Source organism: Sphingomonas sp., assembly GCF_035910975.1.
Classification (GTDB): domain Bacteria; phylum Pseudomonadota; class Alphaproteobacteria; order Sphingomonadales; family Sphingomonadaceae; genus Sphingomonas.
This window is the reverse complement of sequence record NZ_JAMHWM010000039.1, coordinates 158,158-176,406: the sequence shown is the minus strand read 5'-3', so window position 1 is coordinate 176,406 and position 18,249 is coordinate 158,158. Positions and strand designations below refer to the sequence as shown.

22 protein-coding genes are annotated in these 18,249 nt (G+C 68.6%); 15 read left to right on the top strand and 7 right to left on the bottom strand.

What is annotated here, in order from left to right; genetic code table 11:
• Window positions 1–18: 18 nt before the first annotated feature.
• Genes VYI76_RS14170 through lepB form a run of 5 tightly spaced genes read right to left on the bottom strand, consistent with a single transcriptional unit; the run spans window position 19 to window position 4,617 of the window.
• On the bottom strand, window positions 19–1,182 hold the full coding sequence (locus tag VYI76_RS14170) for an acyl-CoA dehydrogenase family protein (protein WP_326525438.1): 1,164 nt from the start codon (window positions 1,180–1,182) through the stop codon (window positions 19–21).
• A 42-nt stretch (window positions 1,183–1,224) separates the two neighbouring features.
• The gene (trhO, locus tag VYI76_RS14165; protein WP_326525735.1) at window positions 1,225–2,160 is read right to left on the bottom strand and encodes an oxygen-dependent tRNA uridine(34) hydroxylase TrhO; all 936 of its coding nucleotides are present in this window, start codon (window positions 2,158–2,160) and stop codon (window positions 1,225–1,227) included.
• Window positions 2,161–2,172: 12 nt separating this feature from the next.
• Window positions 2,173–3,081 (bottom strand): GTPase Era, encoded by a 909-nt coding sequence (gene era / locus VYI76_RS14160; RefSeq protein WP_326525437.1) that lies wholly within the window; start codon window positions 3,079–3,081, stop codon window positions 2,173–2,175.
• Between the two features lie 43 nt (window positions 3,082–3,124).
• Entirely contained in the window at window positions 3,125–3,838 is a 714-nt protein-coding gene (rnc, locus tag VYI76_RS14155; RefSeq protein WP_443018979.1) for a ribonuclease III, read from the bottom strand.
• On the bottom strand, window positions 3,793–4,617 hold the full coding sequence (lepB, locus tag VYI76_RS14150; RefSeq protein ID WP_326525436.1) for a signal peptidase I: 825 nt from the start codon (window positions 4,615–4,617) through the stop codon (window positions 3,793–3,795). The genes rnc and lepB overlap by 46 nt, the downstream gene beginning before the upstream one ends.
• A gap of 77 nt (window positions 4,618–4,694) precedes the next feature.
• Between lepB and pgi the strand changes: the two genes are divergently transcribed.
• On the top strand, window positions 4,695–6,188 hold the full coding sequence (gene pgi, locus VYI76_RS14145) for a glucose-6-phosphate isomerase (RefSeq protein WP_326525733.1): 1,494 nt from the start codon (window positions 4,695–4,697) through the stop codon (window positions 6,186–6,188).
• A gap of 13 nt (window positions 6,189–6,201) precedes the next feature.
• Here the strand turns inward: pgi and VYI76_RS14140 are convergent, their stop codons facing one another.
• Window positions 6,202–6,822, bottom strand: coding sequence for a J domain-containing protein (locus VYI76_RS14140; protein ID WP_326525435.1), 621 nt, complete (start codon window positions 6,820–6,822; stop codon window positions 6,202–6,204).
• A 30-nt stretch (window positions 6,823–6,852) separates the two neighbouring features.
• Between VYI76_RS14140 and VYI76_RS14135 the strand changes: the two genes are divergently transcribed.
• From VYI76_RS14135 to VYI76_RS14085, 11 genes are all read left to right on the top strand, one after another.
• Window positions 6,853–7,158: a BolA family protein gene (locus VYI76_RS14135; RefSeq protein WP_326525434.1), complete on the top strand. Its 306-nt coding sequence runs from the start codon at window positions 6,853–6,855 to the stop codon at window positions 7,156–7,158.
• The gene (locus VYI76_RS14130; RefSeq protein WP_326525433.1) at window positions 7,155–8,054 is read left to right on the top strand and encodes a pirin family protein; all 900 of its coding nucleotides are present in this window, start codon (window positions 7,155–7,157) and stop codon (window positions 8,052–8,054) included. Before VYI76_RS14135 ends, VYI76_RS14130 begins: the two co-directional genes overlap by 4 nt.
• Window positions 8,055–8,100: 46 nt before the next feature.
• Entirely contained in the window at window positions 8,101–8,988 is an 888-nt protein-coding gene (locus tag VYI76_RS14125) for an alpha/beta fold hydrolase (RefSeq protein ID WP_326525432.1), read from the top strand.
• 61 nt (window positions 8,989–9,049) lie between these two features.
• On the top strand, window positions 9,050–9,619 hold the full coding sequence (locus VYI76_RS14120; RefSeq protein ID WP_326525431.1) for a NifU family protein: 570 nt from the start codon (window positions 9,050–9,052) through the stop codon (window positions 9,617–9,619).
• A 20-nt stretch (window positions 9,620–9,639) separates the two neighbouring features.
• Window positions 9,640–10,233, top strand: coding sequence for a malonic semialdehyde reductase (locus VYI76_RS14115; protein WP_326525430.1), 594 nt, complete (start codon window positions 9,640–9,642; stop codon window positions 10,231–10,233).
• Window positions 10,230–10,835 (top strand): tRNA (adenosine(37)-N6)-threonylcarbamoyltransferase complex dimerization subunit type 1 TsaB, encoded by a 606-nt coding sequence (gene tsaB / locus VYI76_RS14110; protein WP_326525429.1) that lies wholly within the window; start codon window positions 10,230–10,232, stop codon window positions 10,833–10,835. The genes VYI76_RS14115 and tsaB overlap by 4 nt, the downstream gene beginning before the upstream one ends.
• Complete coding sequence (locus tag VYI76_RS14105; RefSeq protein WP_326525428.1) at window positions 10,832–11,317, top strand: GNAT family N-acetyltransferase; 486 nt, start codon at window positions 10,832–10,834, stop codon at window positions 11,315–11,317. The genes tsaB and VYI76_RS14105 overlap by 4 nt, the downstream gene beginning before the upstream one ends.
• A gap of 53 nt (window positions 11,318–11,370) precedes the next feature.
• Window positions 11,371–11,793, top strand: coding sequence for a Fur family transcriptional regulator (locus VYI76_RS14100; protein ID WP_326525427.1), 423 nt, complete (start codon window positions 11,371–11,373; stop codon window positions 11,791–11,793).
• A gap of 105 nt (window positions 11,794–11,898) precedes the next feature.
• Complete coding sequence (locus tag VYI76_RS14095; RefSeq protein ID WP_326525426.1) at window positions 11,899–12,654, top strand: lysophospholipid acyltransferase family protein; 756 nt, start codon at window positions 11,899–11,901, stop codon at window positions 12,652–12,654.
• A gap of 35 nt (window positions 12,655–12,689) precedes the next feature.
• Complete coding sequence (miaB, locus tag VYI76_RS14090) at window positions 12,690–13,994, top strand: tRNA (N6-isopentenyl adenosine(37)-C2)-methylthiotransferase MiaB (protein ID WP_326525425.1); 1,305 nt, start codon at window positions 12,690–12,692, stop codon at window positions 13,992–13,994.
• Window positions 13,995–14,004: 10 nt separating this feature from the next.
• The gene (locus tag VYI76_RS14085; protein ID WP_326525424.1) at window positions 14,005–14,916 is read left to right on the top strand and encodes a DMT family transporter; all 912 of its coding nucleotides are present in this window, start codon (window positions 14,005–14,007) and stop codon (window positions 14,914–14,916) included.
• Here the strand turns inward: VYI76_RS14085 and VYI76_RS14080 are convergent.
• Window positions 14,906–15,337, bottom strand: coding sequence for a pyridoxamine 5'-phosphate oxidase family protein (locus tag VYI76_RS14080; RefSeq protein ID WP_326525423.1), 432 nt, complete (start codon window positions 15,335–15,337; stop codon window positions 14,906–14,908). The genes VYI76_RS14085 and VYI76_RS14080 overlap by 11 nt on opposite strands.
• Window positions 15,338–15,605: 268 nt before the next feature.
• Between VYI76_RS14080 and VYI76_RS14075 the strand changes: the two genes are divergently transcribed.
• The 3 genes from VYI76_RS14075 to VYI76_RS14065 are packed head-to-tail and all read left to right on the top strand — an operon-like array spanning window position 15,606 to window position 18,030.
• Complete coding sequence (locus tag VYI76_RS14075) at window positions 15,606–16,604, top strand: PhoH family protein (RefSeq protein WP_326525422.1); 999 nt, start codon at window positions 15,606–15,608, stop codon at window positions 16,602–16,604.
• A complete protein-coding gene (ybeY, locus tag VYI76_RS14070) occupies window positions 16,597–17,109 on the top strand; it encodes an rRNA maturation RNase YbeY (RefSeq protein ID WP_326525421.1) in 513 nt (170 codons plus the stop codon). Before VYI76_RS14075 ends, ybeY begins: the two co-directional genes overlap by 8 nt.
• Before the next feature lie 9 nt (window positions 17,110–17,118).
• The gene (locus tag VYI76_RS14065; RefSeq protein ID WP_326525420.1) at window positions 17,119–18,030 is read left to right on the top strand and encodes a hemolysin family protein; all 912 of its coding nucleotides are present in this window, start codon (window positions 17,119–17,121) and stop codon (window positions 18,028–18,030) included.
• The last annotated feature ends 219 nt before the right edge of the window (window positions 18,031–18,249 follow it).

The window sequence follows — 18,249 nt, the reverse complement described above, 5'->3', positions numbered from 1 at the left end:
CGTCGCCGCGCGGCCGGATCACAGCGACCGCGCGATCAACAGCTTCATGATCTCGCTGGTCCCGCCGTACAGCCGCTGCACCCGCGCCCCGCGCCACATCCGCGCGATCGGATAGTCGTTGATATAGCCGTAGCCGCCGTGGAGCTGGAGGCAGACGTCAAGCACCTCCCACTCGGTCTCCGTCACCCGCAACTTGGCGATCGCCGCCGTCGTCAGATCGAGCGTGCCGGCCATCTGGCGTTCGATGCAGTCGCCGACGAAGACCTTGGCGACGGTCGCCTTCGCCTTGGCGTCGGCCAGCGCGAACTGGGTGTTCTGGAACTCGATCACCGCCTGGCCGAACGCCTTGCGCTCGCGGACATAGTCGATTGTCGCCGCGATCGCCTTATCCATCGTCTGGACTGAACCCACCGCGATGATGAGCCGTTCGCGCGGCAATTCGGCCATCAGTTGCGCGAAACCGCGCCCCTCGACACCGCCCAGCAGATGGTCGGCCGGCACCCACACGTCGTCGAAGAACAGCTCCGACGTGTCCTGCGCATCCTGCCCGATCTTGTCGAGCTTGGCGCCGCGCCGGAATCCTTCCACCTCGGTGGTGTCGACGATCAGCAGCGACACGCCCTTGCCGCCGGCGCTCGGATCGGTCTTGGCGACGACGACGATCAGGTCGGCGATCTGGCCGTTGGAGATGAAGGTCTTGGCGCCGTTGATCCGGTATCCGTCGCCGTCCCTGACGGCGGTGGTGCGCACCGATTGCAGGTCGCTGCCCGCGCCGGGCTCGCTCATCGCGATCGCCGATACCCGCTCGCCCGAACACAGCATGGGCAGCCAGCGGCGCTTCTGATCCTCGGTGCCGTGCGCCAGGATATAGGGCAGGATGATGACATTGTGCAGCGACAGCGCAAAACCGTCGACATTGTGCTTCGCGACCTGTTCGACCAGCACCACGTCGTGGCGGAAATCGCCGCCGCCGCCGCCATATTCGGCCGGGATGGCGACGCCCAGCAGCCCCGCCGCGCCCGCCTCGCGCCAGAAATCGCGCTCGACCTGCCCGTCCTCGCGCCACCGCGCGACGCGCTCCGGCGGAGCGTTCCTCTCGAAGAAGCGGCCGGCGCTGTCGGCGAGCATCTCCAGCTCGGGATCGCGCATGCAGGCCGGTGGCGGAACGTCGATCGCGGACATGGCCTCTCCTATTTGGCGGCCAGCCTCGCACAAGGGTGACGTTTACGGCAAGTCGTCGCCGCGCAAGGGATAGCTCGCGCCGACATGCCGTTCGCCCCGCACCTCGGCCAGCGCCGCCTGGCGCGCGCGTTCGGCATAGCCCGCGCGCTGCGCGTCATCCCGGCGATCATGGCAGGCGGGGCAGGCAATGCCCTCGCGGTAGAGCGGCGAAGCGCGGTCCGCCGCGCTCACCGGCATCCGGCAGGCGCGGCACAGCGCGTGGGTGCCCCCGGCCAGGCCGTGCGTCACCGCGACGCGCTCGTCGAACACGAAACACTCGCCGCGCCACAGGCTCTCGCTTTCCGGCACCGTCTCCAGATAGTTCAATATGCCGCCCTTCAGGTGATGGACGTCGTCGAACCCTTCCGCACTCACCAGCGCGGTCGCCTTCTCGCACCGGATGCCGCCGGTACAGAACATCGCGATCCGCTTGCCCTCCAGCCGGTCGCGATTGGCGCGGACCCAGTCGGGAAACTCGCGGAAGCTGGCGGTCGCGGGATCGACGGCGCCTTCAAAGGTGCCGATGCCCACCTCATAGTCATTGCGCGTGTCGATCACGATCGTGTCGGGATCGGCGATCAGCGCGTTCCAGTCGGCGGGCAGCACATAGGCGCCCGCCCCCGCGACCGGATCGACGCTCGCGACGCCCATCGTCACGATCTCGCGCTTCACACGCACCTTCATCCGGTGGAACGGCGGCGTCGCGGCACGCGATTCGCGCACCTCCAGCCCCGCGCAACCGGGGAAGGTGCGGATATGGTCGATCACCGCCGCGATACCGTCGTCGCTGCCCGCGATCGTGCCGTTGATCCCCTCGCCCGCCAGCAGCAGCGTGCCGTTGACGCCCTGTTCAAGGCATGTCGCCAGCAGGCCGGGCTTGAGCGCGGCGGGGTCTGGAAATGAAGCGAAGCGATAGAGCGCCGCCACGCGGATCGGCAGGTCGGCCACGGCTCAATCCACCCAGTCGAGCCCGATATCGCGATACAGGCCGCGATCCTCCTCCCATTTCGGGTTCACCTTGACGTGGAGGTAGAGGTGGACGGGCACGCCCAGCAGCGTCTTGAGTTCGGCCCGCGCCTTCGCGCCGATCTCCTTGATGCGGCTGCCGCCCTTGCCCAGCACGATCGCGCGCTGGGTATCGCGCGCGACCAGGATCTGCTGGTGGATCTCGACCGACCCGTCGTCGCGCTCGGTGTATTTCTCGGTATCGACCGCGCTGTCGTAGGGCAGCTCGGCGTGGAGCTGCAGGTACAGCTGCTCGCGCGTCACCTCGGCCGCGAGCATGCGATCGGTCATGTCGGCGACCTGATCGTCGGGGAAATGCCACGGCCCCGCCGGCATCCGCGCGGCGAACGCGGCCTTCAGTTCCGGCACCCCGTCCCCGGTCGTCGCGCTGACGAAATAGGTGTCGTCGAACGCCAGCAGCGCGTTCAGCTTCTCCGCGGTGACCAGCAGGCGCGGCTTGTCGGCGATGTCGACCTTGTTGAGGATCAGCAGCTTGGGCTCGCGCCGCCCTTTCAGCGATTCGATGATTTCGGTGACCTTGCTGGCGACGCCGCCCTTGCCGTCGATCACCAGCGCGATCAGGTCCGCCCCTTCGGTGCCGCTCCATGCCGCCGAAACCATCGCGCGGTCCAGCCGGCGCTTCGGTTCGAAGATGCCCGGCGTGTCCATCAGCAGCAACTGGGTGTCGCCCTCGATCGCGATCCCCATCAGCCGCGCGCGCGTGGTCTGCGCCTTGGGACTGACGATCGCCACCTTCTGCCCGACCAGCGCGTTGACCAGCGTCGACTTGCCGGCGTTCGGCGCGCCGACCACGGCGATCAGGCCGCAGGATTGTGGGGAAAGACTTTCATTCATTTCGTTCGTCCTGAGCTTGTCGAAGGGCGTTTGTCCCGCACCCTCACCCCGCCACCTCCGCCAGCAGCGCGACCGCCGCCGCCGTCTCCGCCTCCTGTTTCGACGCGCCCTCGCCGGTCGCCTCGGCGAGCTTGCCGATCGATACCTTCACGGTGAAGCGCGGGGCGTGATGCGGGCCGGAGCGGTCGAGAATCGCATATTCGGGCGGGCGGCGGCCCTTGGCGGCGGCCCATTCCTGCAATGCGGACTTCGGATGCTGCGGCGCCTTGCCCTGGTGGTCGATGCGGTCGGCCCACAGCCCCCGCACGAAATCACGCGCCGCGCCAAAGCCGGCGTCGAGGTACAGCGCGCCGATCAGCGCCTCCATCACGTCGCCCAGCACATTGTCGCTGTCGGCGGCGCCGTCGTCGCGCGCCTGCTTGCCCAGCTTCAGGTGCGGCACCACGCCCAGCGCGCGCGCGACATCGGCGCACGCCGCGCCGGTCACCAGCGCGTTGAGCCGCTTCGACAAGGCGCCCTCGGGCTCGTTCGGAAAGCGTTCGTACAGCCAGTCGGCGATCGTCAGCCCCAGCACGCGATCGCCCAGGAACTCCAGCCGCTCGTAATTGTCGCCCGACTGGCTGCCGTGGGTCAGCGCGCGAACGAAACGGGCGCGGTCGCGCGGCGCGGCGCCGAGGGTCGCGGCCAGCCAGGCGTCCAGGTCCAGGCCGCTCAGAAGCCTTCCCCGATCCGGCTCCAGCGCGCGGCGGACACCCAGGTCCACGGCTTGATCCACTCGGCACTGCCGTCGGTCGACCAGAAACCGACCAGCGCCTTGCCCTGGATGTTGCCGATCGGAACCATGCCGATCGCCCCGCCCGGACTGGCCGGAAAGCGGCTGTCGGCCGAGGCGTCGCGATTGTCGCCCATCATGAACACATGGCCGGCGGGCACCGTGTAGACGGCGGTATTGTCGGCTTCGTCGAGGTTGCCGCGATCGAGCACGTTATAGCTGCGCCCGCCGGGCAGCGTCTCGCGATATTGTTCGTACCGACACACCTGGCGCCCGGCATCGCTGGTCTGGAATGCGGCCGGGCATTCCTTGAATGCGGGATAGTTGGGCGTCAGGGGCACGACGAAATCGGCTATGCGCTGTTTCGGCACGCGCTGGCCGTTCAGCACCAGCTGGCCGCTCACCATCTGGATCGTGTCGCCGGGCAGGCCGATCACCCGCTTGATATAGTCCTGCGCATCGTCCGGCGGCGCCTTGAACACCGCCACGTCGCCGCGTTCGGGCGTGCCGGCAAAGATGCGGCCGGGGATCAGCGGCAGCGACCACGGCAGGCTGTGCCGCGAATATCCGTAGTTCCACTTGGTGATGAACAGATAGTCGCCGATCATCAGGCGCGGCAGCATCGACTGGCTGGGGATCGAAAAGGGCGACAGCACGAAACTGCGAAAGATGAACACGACGATGGCCAGCTTGACGAGGAAGCTCAGCGTATCGCGCCATTCGGACTTGGATACGGGCTTGGCGGCGGTGGTCGGTTCGGCCATTCGATCGTCCTGTGTCGCCACGCCTTGCGCGTCAAGCGTTGCAGGCTAGAGCGGCGGCAATTGTCAGCGAGGTGCATATGGTCGATTGGTCGAAGGTCGAAGCGCTCAACCCGCCCAGGCTCACCGAATTGTTCGCGGCCGATACGGATCGGGTGGCGAAATTCTCGGTCGATGTCGCCGGCATCCATTTCGATTTCTCCAAGACGCACCTCGATGCCGCCGCGCTCGCCGCGTTCGAGGGGCTGGCGAAATCCGCCGGACTGGCGGCGAAGCGCGACGCGCTGTTCGCGGGCGACAAGGTCAACGTGACGGAAGGGCGCGCCGTCACCCACACCGCCGAGCGCGGCGAGGGGAGCGAGGAGGACGTCGCCCGCGCCGCCATGCTCCGCGCCCGCATGCGCGCGCTGATCGACGCGATCGAGGGCGAGGCGCTCGGCCCCGTCCGCCACATCCTGCACATCGGCATCGGCGGGTCGGCGCTCGGGCCGGACCTGCTGGTCGACGCGCTGGGCCGCGACGCCGACCGCTACGACGTGGCGGTGGTCTCGAACATCGACGGCGTCGCGCTGGAGGAGGCGCTCGACGCGTTCGACCCGCAGGCGACGATCGTCGTCGTCGCGTCGAAGACCTTCACCACCACCGAAACGATGACCAATGCCGAAAGCGCGCTGGCGTGGCTGCGCGAAGACGGGGTGGACGATCCCTATGGTCGCGTCATCGCGCTGACCGCGGCGCCCGACGCGGCGGTCGAATGGGGGGTCGACGAAACGCGGGTGCTGCCCTTCGCCGATTCGGTCGGCGGGCGCTATTCGCTGTGGTCGTCGATCGGCTTTCCCGCCGCGATGGCGCTGGGCTGGGACGCGTTCGAACAGTTGCTGGAGGGCGCGGCGGAGATGGACCGCCATTTCCGCCTGACCGCGCTGCACGAGAACGCACCGGCGCTCGCCGCCTTCGCCGACCTGTTCTACGCCCAGGTGCGCGGTTGCCAGACGCGAGCGACCTTCGCCTATGACGAGCGGCTGCGGCTGCTGCCCAGCTACCTCCAGCAGCTCGAGATGGAATCGAACGGCAAGGGCGTGACGGCGCAGGGCGTGCCGCTCGACCGGCCGTCGTCGCCGATCGTGTGGGGTGGGGTCGGCACCGACGCGCAGCACGCCGTGTTCCAGCTGCTCCACCAGGGCACCCATGTCGTGCCGGTCGAATTCGTCGCCGCGATCGAGGCGGGCGATGCGCTCGCCCCCGATCATCACGAACAGCTGCTGCTCAACGCCTTCGCGCAAGGGGCAGCGCTGATGAAGGGGCGCGAGAACGCCGCCGATCCGGCCCGCGCCTATCCCGGCGACCGCCCGTCGACGACGATCCTGCTCGACCAGCTCGACGCGCGGACGCTGGGCGCGCTGATCGCCTTCTACGAACACCGCACCTTCGTGTCGGGCGCGCTGCTCGGCATCAATCCGTTCGACCAGTTCGGCGTCGAGCTGGGTAAGGAAATGGCCCGCGCGGCGGGCGAGGGCGGAGGCGATCTCGATTCGTCGACCCGCGATTTGATCGCCCGCGCGTTCGGCGACTGACGCCGGCGGCCGGTCAGGCGAAAGCCGGCGCCGACTTCAGGTGCTGGTACGCCTCGACCACCGCCTGCAGCGCGGCCTCGTGCCGGCGGTCGCCGCCGTTGCGGTCGGGATGGAACTTGCGGACCAGCTCCGAATAGCGGCTGCGCAGCGCCTTGCGGTCGGCATCGGGTGACAGGTCCAGCGTGCGCAGCGCGCGGCGATCCTCGCCCGACAGCGGCTTGCCGTCGGCCCGCCCCTTCGCCTCGGCCATCCTTTCCCTGAACCGCGCGCCGATCGCGTCGATCGGGTCGGCGAAGTCCGACCATTTCGGCGCCTGATCGGCGCCGGACGACGCGAAGGCGCGGGTCTCGCGCTCCCACCCGGCGTACGGCCGCTGGGCATCGTGGATCTCGTCGGGGGTCATTCCGGTGAAGAAGTTGTAGCCCGCGTTGAAGGCGCGAACGTGGTCGAGGCACAGCCAGCGATAGGGGCGTGGCCCGTCGCGACCGGTGCCACCGTCCTCCAGCAAGGGCGCGCGGAACTCGCCCGGCTCGGTGCAACCCGGTTCGGCGCAGAGCCGCCCTTCGGCTTCCACCCGGCCGTGGAACCGCGCCTTCGGCCGCTCGCGTTTCGGCTCGTCCCCGCCCACTCCCATTCCCTTGCGAAAACGGCCTATATAGGTCCGATGACCGACGCCGCCACCGCTCCGCTCGCCCCCGAACCGCTCGAAAGCGTGATCGCCGCCCGCCTGACGGATGCGCTCGCCCCGTCGCACCTGATCGTCACCAACGACAGCCACCATCACGCCGGCCACATGGGCGACGACGGCACGGGCGAGACGCATTTCTCGGTCGATATCGAAAGCGAGGCCTTCGCCGGGCAGAACCGCGTCGCACGCCAGCGGCTGGTCAACCGGGCGCTGGCCGACCTGCTCGAAACCCGTATCCATGCCCTCGCCATCAAGGCCCGCGCGCCGGGAGGCGCCGCATGACCAACGACGATCTGTTCGAAACCATCCTGACGCCGGTCACCCACGATCTGGGCGGGTTCAAGGTCCATCGCACGCTTCCTGCCAAATCCCGCACGATGGTCGGGCCGTTCCTGTTCTTCGACCAGATGGGGCCGGCGATCCTCGACGCCGGCCAGGGCATCGATGTGCGGCCCCACCCGCACATCAACCTGGCGACCGTCACCTATCTGTTCGGCGGGGCGATCGACCATCGCGATTCGCTGGGGACGAAGGCGCGGATCGAACCCGGCGCGGTCAATTTGATGACGGCGGGGCGCGGCATCGTCCACAGCGAGCGCTCGCCCGGCGACGAACGCGCCAAGGGACCGGAACTTTCGGGCATCCAAACCTGGATCGCGCTGCCCGAACGCGTCGAGGAAGTCGATCCGGCGTTCGAACATGTCACCAAGGCGGAACTGCCGGTGATCGAGGATGGCTGCGCCACCGCGCGCATCATCATGGGGTCGCTGTGGGGCCGCACCGCGCCGACGACGACCCATGCCGGCACGATCTACGCCGACATCCTGCTCGGCCCGACCGGCGCCATCCCGATCGACGCCGAGGCGGACGAGCGCGCGGTCTATCTGTGCGACGGCGCGGCGACTCTGGACGGCGTGCCGCTCGACCGCACCCACCTCTACGTCCTGCGCCCCGGAGTCGCGGCGACCCTGCGCTCGGAGGGCGGCGCGCGGGTGATGCTGTGCGGCGGCGAGGCGATGACGCCGCGCCACGTGTGGTGGAACTTCGTCTCCTCCCGCCGCGATCGCATCAACGAGGCCAAGCGCGCGTGGAAGGCGGGCGAGTTTCCGGTCGTGCCCGGCGACAGCGAGGAATTCATCCCGATCCCCGAAGTGCCCAACACGGTGAGCTATCCGTAACCAGGGCCGTTCGCTTATCGGCAAAACGGCTTGTGAAAGGAAGAGGATGACCGATTTCGACCTGCAGCGCGTGGCGCTTCCGACCGGCATCGAACTCGACGTCGCGGTGGCGGGCGATCCGGCCGATCCGCCGGTAATCCTGCTCCACGGCTTTCCCGAATCGCATCGCACGTGGCGCGACGTGATCCCCGATCTGGCGCGCGACCATTTCGTCCTCGCGCCCGACCAGCGCGGCTTCGCGCGCTCGTCGAAGCCGGAAGGGGTGGAGCATTACGCGCCCGACAGGCCCGTCGCCGACCTGCTGGCGCTGGCCGATCGCTTCGGCATCGACCGCTTCACCCTCGTCGGCCACGACTGGGGCGGCGCGATCGCCTGGATGGCCGCGCTCCAGCATCGCGATCGGGTGGCAAAGCTGGTGATCGTCAACGCGCCGCACCCGTTCGTCTTCCAGAAATCGCTGTTCGACGATGCGGAGCAGCGTGCGTCGAGCCAGTATATCACCGCGTTCCGCAACCCCGGTTTCGAGACGTTCGTCGCCGGCATCGGCATCGACGGCTTCTACGACAAGAGCTTCGCGCCGCACGTCGACACGTCGAAGGTCGGGGCGGAGGAGCGCGCGACCTATATCGACCAGTGGAGCCAGCCCGGCGCGCTGACCGCGATGCTCAACTGGTACCGCGCGAGTGCCGTCATCGTGCCGGGCATCGGCGAGACGCCGGAACGCCCCGCCTTCCTCGACGGCCCGTTTCCGCCGGTCGTCCCGCCGACGCTCGTGATCTGGGGCCTGAGGGACACCGCGCTGCGCCCCGTCCAGCTTGAAGGCCTTGGCGCGCTGGTGCCGGACCTGACCGTCGTGAAGGTGGACGCCGGCCACTTCGTCCCGTGGGAGAACGGCCCGGCGGTGGTACAGGCGATGCGCGACTGGGGTGCCTGAGCAACCGATCGTTTCCCGATCCCGGCTTGATCCGCGCCCGCGCGCGGCCCACATGGCCCCTATGCTGATCGAAACCGAAGCCACGCCCAACCCGGCGACCCTGAAGTTCCTGCCCGGCCGCGCCGTGATGGACGGCGGCACGCGCGACTTCGCGACGCCCGAGGAGGCCGAGGCCTCGCCGCTGGCCGAGGCGCTGTTCGGCCTGGGCGACGTGACCGGCGTGTTCTTCGGCCGCGATTTCGTGAGCGTCACCGCCGCGCCCGGCGTCGACTGGCCGGGGCTGAAGCCCGACGTGCTCGGCGTTCTGCTCGATCATTTCAGCGCGAACATGCCGCTGTTCCGCCCCGGTTCCGCCGCCGCCATCTCGGTCCCGGCCGACGATTTCGCCGACGATCCCGCCGATGCCGATATCGTCGCCCAGATCCGCGAGCTGATCGACACCCGCGTCCGCCCCGCCGTCGCCAACGACGGGGGCGACATCGTCTATCGCGGGTTCGACAAGGGCAAGGTCTACCTGCAGATGCAGGGCGCCTGCTCCGGCTGCCCCTCGTCCAGCGCCACGCTCAAGAACGGGATCGAACAGCTGCTGCGCCACTATGTCCCCGAAGTGACCGAGGTTCGCGCGGTCTGATCCGCCTTCAAGGAGCATCCATGTCCGAGAAATTGACCGACACCGCGCTCGACACGATCTTTCGCAGCGCGCGTACCGCCAACGGCTATCTGCCCGACAGCCGCGTGAGCGAGGACGATATCCACGCGATCTACGAGCTGGTGAAGATGGGGCCGACCTCGGCCAACATGCAGCCGGCGCGCTTCGTCTGGCTGGTGTCGGACGAAGCGAAGGACCGGCTGGCCAAGCATTCGAGCGGATCGAACGCCAAGAAGATCCGCGCTGCCCCGGCCGCGGTCGTGATCGGCATGGACGTCGATTTCCATGAGGAACTGCCCTGGCTGTTCCCGCACGATCAGACCGCGAAGACCTGGTTCCCCGATCCCGCCGCGCGCGAGGTCGCCGCGCTGCGCAACTCCTCGCTGCAGGGCGCCTATTTCATCGTCGCCGCGCGCGCGCTTGGCTTCGACGTCGGGCCGATGTCGGGCTTCGATAACGCCAAGGTCGATGCCGAATTCTTTGACGGCACGTCGGTCAAGTCGAACTTCGTTGCCACCTTCGGCCATCTCGATGCCGCGACGATCTTCGATCGCAGCCCGCGCCCGGCGTTCGAGAAGTTCAACACCGTCCTTTGAGCACGACTCTCGTCATCGATACCGCCACCGCGGCCTGTTCGGTCGCGCTGCTCGACGGCGACCGTATCGTTGCGGCGATCCACGAGGTCGTCGGGCGCGGCCATGCCGAACGGCTGGTGCCGATGATCGCCGAGCTGCCCGGCGGCGGCCGCGCCGATGCGGTGCTGGTCGATTGCGGCCCCGGCAGCTTCACCGGCCTGCGCGTCGGGATCGCCGCCGCGATCGGGCTGGGCATCGGCTGGGGCGTGCCGGTGGCGGGCTATTCGTCGATGACGCTGGTCGCCGCCGCCGCCTTTGCGGACCATGCCGACTGGTCGCAGCTTGCCGTCGTCCTGGAAGGCGGGCACGGTGAGGTGTTCATGCAGGCGTTCGACCGCCCGACAGCGCCCGCAGGCGCGCTTGCCTCGCTCTCGCCCGAGGCGGCCCTGGCCGCACTCGATGGCCGTCCCGCGATCGGCAGCGGGGTGAAGTATCTTGGGTCGGGCACCGAAGCGCTGCCCGACGCCGCCCGCGCCATCCTGTTGCCCGACCCGCTGCGCGCGCTGCCGCCGCGCCCGATCTACGGCCGCGCGCCCGATGCCAAGGTGCCGCAGCGGGCATGAGCACCGCGCCGCAGCCGCGCTTCGTCGAGCTTCGCGCCGGCGCCGCGACCGATATGGCCGCGGTCGCCGCGGTAATGGCGGCCGCGTTCGATCCGCGTTTCGGCGAGGCATGGTCGTCGTCGCAATGCCTGGGAATGCTCGCGCTGCCCGGCGTGTGGCTGACGCTGGCGCGGGACGAGGACGCGGCGGTCGCCGGCTTCGCGATGGCGCGGGTCGTCGCGGGCGACGCGGAGCTGCTGCTGCTTGCCGTCCGCCCGCCGGCGCGCGGCCGCGGAATCGGTGCTGCCCTGCTGCGTAGCGTCATCGCCGACGCCCGCGACCGCGACGGCGAACGGCTCAATCTCGAGATGCGCGCCGGCAATTCCGCCGTCGCGCTCTATCGCGCGCACGGCTTCGTCCAGGTCGGCGCGCGCCGCGACTATTATCGGGGGTCCACCGGCGAGCGCCACGACGCGCATACCTACGCGCTGACGCTGGATTGAATTGCGAGTCGCTTGCGCTTCCAACTGGGGAGCGTTCGCACTACATCCGTTCCATGCCCCGCAAGATCGATCTCGAAGCCCTGTGCCATGAAAAGGGCCTGCGCATCACCGAACAGCGCAAGGTCATCGCGCGCGTCCTGTCCGAAGCCGAGGATCATCCCGACGTCGAGAAGGTGTATGAACGCGCCTCGGCGATCGATCCGGGCATCTCGATCGCGACGGTGTACCGCACCGTCCGCCTGTTCGAGGAGGCCGGCATCCTCGACCGGCATGATTTCGGCGACGGACGCGCCCGCTACGAACCCGCGCCCGACACGCACCACGACCATCTGATCGACGTCGAGACGGGCCGGGTGATCGAATTCGTCGATCCCGAACTCGAATTGCTCCAGAAGCAGATCGCCGAGCGGCTGGGCTTCCGCCTGGTCGATCATCGCATGGAGCTGTACGGCGTCAGTCTCGATCGCAAGGCGTAGCGTGCACGCTGCCAGCCCGTGCTGGCTTCGCGACGCGCAGGCCCGGCCCGCGGACCTCGTGCCTGTCCGGCGATGCGGCCTCGTCGCGGCGACATCGGCGATTCGATGACGATCGCCGCCCTCGAGCCGCGCTATTCGCTTGCGGCGAATCTCCGCTTCGGCGCGCGCCTCGGCGGCATCATCCTCGTCCTATTGCTCGCGCTTCCGTTCCACGGCCTTTGGCGGCTGGTCCGCATCTCGTCGCCCTGGCCGATGTACTTCCTTGCCGCCGTGGCGTGGATCGCGGGTGCGCGACGTCGCACGATCGGGTGGCCGGTGCGCCGCAACGTCGTGTTCCTGTCGAACCACCTCAGCTGGCTCGACATCCCGCTGCTCGCCGGGCGCAGCGGCAGCGCCTTCGTCGCCAAGGGAGAGCTCCAGCGCACGCCGGTTATCGGCTGGCTGTGTGGCCTCAACAAGACGCTGTTCGTCGATCGCGCGGCGCGGATGGGCGTCGCGGACCAGATCGCCGCGCTGCGCGATGCGCTGGCGGAAACCTGGGCGATCACCATCTTTCCCGAAGGTACGACGGGCGACGGCCGGACGCTGCTGCCGTTCAAGGCCTCGCTGCTGGCGGTGCTCGATCCGCCGCCGCCCGAGCTGGTGGTCCAGCCGGTGCTGGTGGATTACGGCGCGGCGATGGCCGACATCTACTGGCCCGACGGCGAACACGGCACGGTGAACGCCCGCCGCATCCTGTCGCGGCCCGGCGGCTTCACCGCGACGCTGACCTTTCTGGAACCCTTCGATCCCGCCGCCTTTCCCGGTCGCAAGGCCGTCGCGGCGGCGGCGCGGGCGCGGATGGACGCGGCGCTCGGCTAGCGAGACGGACGATTTGCGGCTAAGGGCGCCGCACCATGACCTCCCCGAAAACCTTCCACGTCAAGTCGTTCGGCTGCCAGATGAACGTCTATGACGGCGAGCGCATGGCCGAGGCGATGGCCGCCGCCGGCTATGCCGCCGCCACGTCGGAGGGCGATGCCGACCTGGTCGTGCTCAACACCTGCCATATCCGCGAAAGGGCAACCGAAAAGGTCTATTCGGATATCGGCCGCATGCGCAAAGGCCGGCCGGACCGGATGATTGCCGTCGCCGGCTGCGTCGCGCAGGCGGAAGGCGCGGAGATCGTTCGCCGCGCCAAGGTGGACGTCGTCGTCGGCCCGCAGGCCTATCACAACCTGCCCCAGCTCGTGGCGGATGCGGCGAAGGGCAAGGCGGCGATCGACACCGATATGCCCGCGCTCAGCAAGTTCGGCGCGCTTCCCGCCCGCCGCCGCGTCGGCCCGTCGGCTTTCCTCACCGTCCAGGAAGGTTGCGACAAGTTCTGCACCTATTGTGTCGTCCCCTACACGCGCGGGGCGGAGATCAGCCGGCCGTTCGCCGCCATCGTCGACGAGGCGAAGGCGCTGGTCGATGCCGGCGCGCGCGAAATCACCCTGCTGGGCCAGAACGTCAACGCCTGGGCGGAGGGCGGCGAGGATCTGGGCAGCCTGATCCGCACGCTCGATCGCATTCCCGGCCTCGCGCGCATCCGCTACACCACCAGCCACCCCAACGACATGACGCAGGGGCTGATCGACGCGCACCGCGACGTCGAGAAACTGATGCCGTTCCTCCACCTGCCGGTGCAATCGGGCAATGATCGCGTCCTGCGCGCGATGAACCGCAGCCATACGCGCGACAGCTATCTGCGCATCCTCGATCGCGTCCGCCTGGCGCGGCCCGATATCGCGCTGTCGGGCGATTTCATCGTCGGCTTCCCCGGCGAGACGGAGGCCGAGTTCGCCGACACGCTGAGCCTGGTCGCCGAGGTACGCCACGCGATGGCGTTCAGCTTCAAATATTCGCCGCGTCCCGGCACCCCGGCCGCCGACCTGCCCGATCAGGTCGCAGCGGAAGTGATGGTCGATCGTCTCGCCCGGCTGCAGGACGCGCTGGGCCGCGATCAGGCAGCGTTCAACGCCGATACCGTGGGCAACCGCTGTACGATCCTGATCGAGCGCACCGGCAAGCGGCCCGGACAGATGCTCGGCAAGTCGCCCTGGCTGCAATCGGTGATCGTCGAGGACGGACCACCGGTCGGCACGCTGCTGGATGTGGAGATCACGGCGGCGGGGCCGAATTCGCTGACGGGCGTCCCGGTCCTCGCCAGGGCGGCCTGAGCCGACGTCGATGCGCGCTGACTACCGCGCCTACGCCATGCTCGCGTGCACGATGTTCTTCTGGGCGGGCAACGCGATCGCCGGCCGCGTCGTGCGCGACGACATCCCGCCCGCGACCCTGAGCCTGCTGCGCTGGACGGGGGCGCTCGCACTGCTGCTGCCGTTCGCCTGGACGCATCTCCGCCGCGACCGCGCGGCGCTCGTCGCGCGATGGCGCCAGGTGGTGGTGCTCGGCCTGATCGGTGTCGCGTCGTTCAACACGCTCTATTATCTCGGCCTGCACGATACGACCGCCAGCAACGGCCTGCTGCTCCAGGCGCTGATCCCCGGACTGGTACTGGCGTTCGATCGCGCGATCTTCGGCGTCCGGCCGGGCCGTCTCGCGGTGGCCGGGGTGGCGCTCGCGACGCTGGGGGTCGCCGTCATCGTCTTCCGAGGCGACTATCACGCCTTCAGGTCGCTGGCGCTCGGGCGCGGCGACGTCGTCATCCTGATCGCGGTGGGCCTGTGGGCGATCTACACCAGCCTGCTCAGGACCCGGCCGGCGGTGCATCCGCTGAGCTTCCTCGCGGCAACCTTCCTCGTCGCGGTCGTCGCGCTCGCGCCGATCACCGCGCTCGAACTGCTCGGCGGCGCGACGGTGCGGTGGAGCCCGACCACGATCGGCACGATCGCCTATGTCGCGATCCTGCCCTCGCTGGTCGCCTACCTCTTCTTCAATCAGGCGGTGGCGACGATCGGCGCCGGCGCGGCGGGACAGGCGATCAATCTGATGCCGGTATTCGGCGCGCTGCTCGCCGCCGGACTGCTCGGCGAGGCGCTGCACCCCTATCACGTTGCCGGCATGGCGATGATCCTCGCCGGGCTGGCGGTCGGGATCGCCGGATCGCGACGCGTGGCGAAGCCGGGCGCTACGGCCTGATCTCTCCCTGATCCTCGCCGTCCCAGTAATGCACGCGATCGGCATGGACCTTGATGAGGACGAGACCCGGCGTATCGACGCCCTGTTCGAACCAGCGATCAAGATCCTTGACCCAATGCGCCTCGAACGCCGCCCTGTCGCGGATCAGCTCGGCCTTTCCCTCGGCCGCGACGAACACCGGCGGCTTGCCGAGCAGCCCCTTGTTACCGTGGAGCGTCAGGCCGACGTTCGGGTCTGCGGCGATCTCCCGCGCCGTATCGGTGGTGTCGAGCGCGAAGAACCAGCTGTCTCCGTCGTAATCGACGTCGCGGTTGTTGCTCATCGGCCGCGCGGCGATGCCGCCGTCGGCGGTCTTGGTCGACAGCATGGTGAAATCGATGTCGCGCATGATTTCGGCGACGTCCTGCATGGTCTTGGGCACGGGCGTGTCTCCTTCGCCATGCAAAGCGGTCGGCCGGCCCGCCGGTTCCGCTGTGGCACCGTCGTCACGCCTGTCGGGGAAATCGCGTCGCCGCGCACTTTATCGCTGTCCTACACGCGCCGCCTCTGCCACATTCGCGCCCGACGATGCAGCGAACCCGCTCCCTCCCTCGTTACCCCCGCCAGCCCCCGCCCCGATTTGCCGCCCTCGCGCGCGTGGCAAGTCTCAACTTTATCAACTTTCGCGCGCCTGGTCCTCAAGGAGCCCGATGAGCCGCAAGCCCGTCCCTGCCCAGTCCGGCGAACGCAGCCGTGCCGAGGTGACCTTCGACCGTCCCGAACTGCTCCCGCAGCTGTTCGGGGAATATGACACCAACCTGGTCGCGCTGGAAAACCGGCTGGGCGTCTACATCACCGCCCGCGGCAACCGGGTGCAGGTGGAGGGGACGGCCGAACAGGTCGCGCTCGCCCGCGACGTGCTGAACGGCCTACACACCCGCATCCTCCAGGGGCAGGACATCGATCCCGGCATGGTCGATGCGGTCATCGCGCTCGCCGCCCAGCCGACGCTGGACGGGATCATCTCGGCCGAACGTGGCGGCATTCCGCCGATCATGATCCGCACGCGCAAGAAGACGATCGTGCCCCGCACCATCGCCCAGACGCACTACATGCGCGATCTGATCGCCAACGACGTCATCTTCGCGCTGGGGCCTGCGGGCACGGGCAAGACCTATCTCGCGGTCGCACAGGCGGTGTCGCAGCTCATCACCGGCAGCGTCCAGCGCCTCATCCTGTCGCGCCCGGCGGTGGAAGCGGGCGAGAAGCTGGGCTTCCTGCCCGGCGACATGAAGGAAAAGGTCGATCCCTATCTCCGCCCGCTCTACGACGCGCTGCACGATTGCCTGCCCGCCGAGCAGGTCGAACGGCGGATCGCGAGCGGAGAGATCGAGATCGCCCCGATCGCCTTCATGCGCGGGCGCACCCTGGCCGATGCCTTCATCATCCTCGACGAGGCGCAGAACACCACGCCGATGCAGATGAAGATGTTCCTGACGCGTTTCGGCGAGGGCAGCCGGATGGTGGTCTGCGGCGATCCCAAACAGGTCGATATTCCCGGCGGCGTCGCCGCCTCGGGCCTCAACGATGCGGTCGCCCGGCTGGAGGGGATCGAACGGATCGCGGTAAGCCGCTTCTCCACCGCCGACGTGGTGCGCCACCCGATCGTCGGGCGGATCGTCGAAGCCTATGAGGGCAGCGATGCTTGACGTTGCCGTCCTGCGAGAAGACCCCTGGCCTGACGGTCCCGATTGGGAGCGGCTCGCCACCCGCGCCACGCTGGCCGCGATCGAGCGGACGCCGCAGCGCGACTGGCTGGAACATCAGGTGCAGATCGAGGTCGCCGTCCGCCTGACCTCCGATGACGAAGTCCACCTGCTCAACCGCCAGTACCGCGGGAAGGACAGGCCGACGAACGTCCTGTCCTTCCCGATGGTCCAGCCCGACCTGCTCGATACCGTCACGCAAGGGTCCGACGATGGCGAGGTGCTGCTGGGCGATATCGTCCTCGCCCACGGCGTCTGCGCGGCCGAAGCGGCGGACAAGGGCATCAGCGTCGCCGATCATGCGACGCACCTGATTGTCCACGGCACGCTCCATCTGCTAGGCCACGATCACGGCACCGATATGGAGGCCGAGGCGATGGAGGGGCTGGAGCGCGACGTGCTTCGCGGCCTCGGCATCGCCGATCCCTATCTGATCCGGGAGGATTGACGCCTAACCATGGCAGAAGACCGAAGTAGCGCCGGCAACGGCGACTCCGACAATGGCAGCATATGGAAGGGTCTGCGGACCCTGATCTTCGGTGACGAATCGACCGAAACGCTGCGTGACCAGCTCGAGGAAGTCATCGAGCGGCATGACGAAGAGCAGAACCGGCCGATCGCCGGCGATCTCGCGCCGATCGAGCGCCAGATGCTCAAGAATCTCTTGCATTTCGGCGAACGCGACGCGGGCGACATCGGCGTGCCGCGCGCCGATATCATCGCGGTCGAGGAAGGCACCGCCTTCGCCAGCCTGGTCGCGCTGTTCGCCGAGGCCGGGCACAGCCGCCTGCCGGTCTATCGCGAGAAGCTCGATACGATCGTCGGCATGATCCACATCAAGGACGTCTTCGCGATCCTGGCGACGGGCGCCGCCCCGCCGGACACGATCGGGGGGCTGATGCGCCAGCCGCTCTACGTGCCCCAGTCGATGGGCGCGATCGATCTGCTCGCCCAGATGCGCGCCAGCCGGACGCACCTGGCGGTGGTGCTCGACGAATATTCGGGCACCGAGGGCCTCATCACGATCGAGGATCTGATCGAGGAGATCGTCGGCGAGATCGAGGACGAGCATGACGAGGCGCCCGAAGCGCTGATCGTGCCGCTGGGTGGCGGTGCGTGGCAGGCCGATGCGCGCGCCGAACTGGAGGACATCGCGGAGGCGATCGATCCGCGCCTCGCCGAGATCGACGAGGACGTCGATACGCTGGGCGGCCTCGCCGTGGTGCTGGCGGGCCATGTGCCCGAGGCGGGCGAATGCCTGATCCACCCGAGCGGCTGGCAGATCGAGGTGGTCGAGGCGGACGCGAAGCGAGTGTCCAAGCTGCGGCTGCATCCGCCCCGTCCGGTACCGGAAGGCGTAGAGGAATAGCCCAATTCCCAGCTTGATCGTGAGAGGCGATCAAAGACTTCGCAATTTCGCGTTTTGTCGATCAGGCCGAACCCGGTAGCCATGCGTTGAAGGCGCGTCGCGGACGTGCGCCGGTGCGGATGCGCCGGGCGCACGCCGGGGCGCCGCTCGATCGCATGAGCCTTGCCGTCCGCCCGCACCGGGCGGTGAAGAGCCGGGCCGGGGAAGAGGAGACGATGA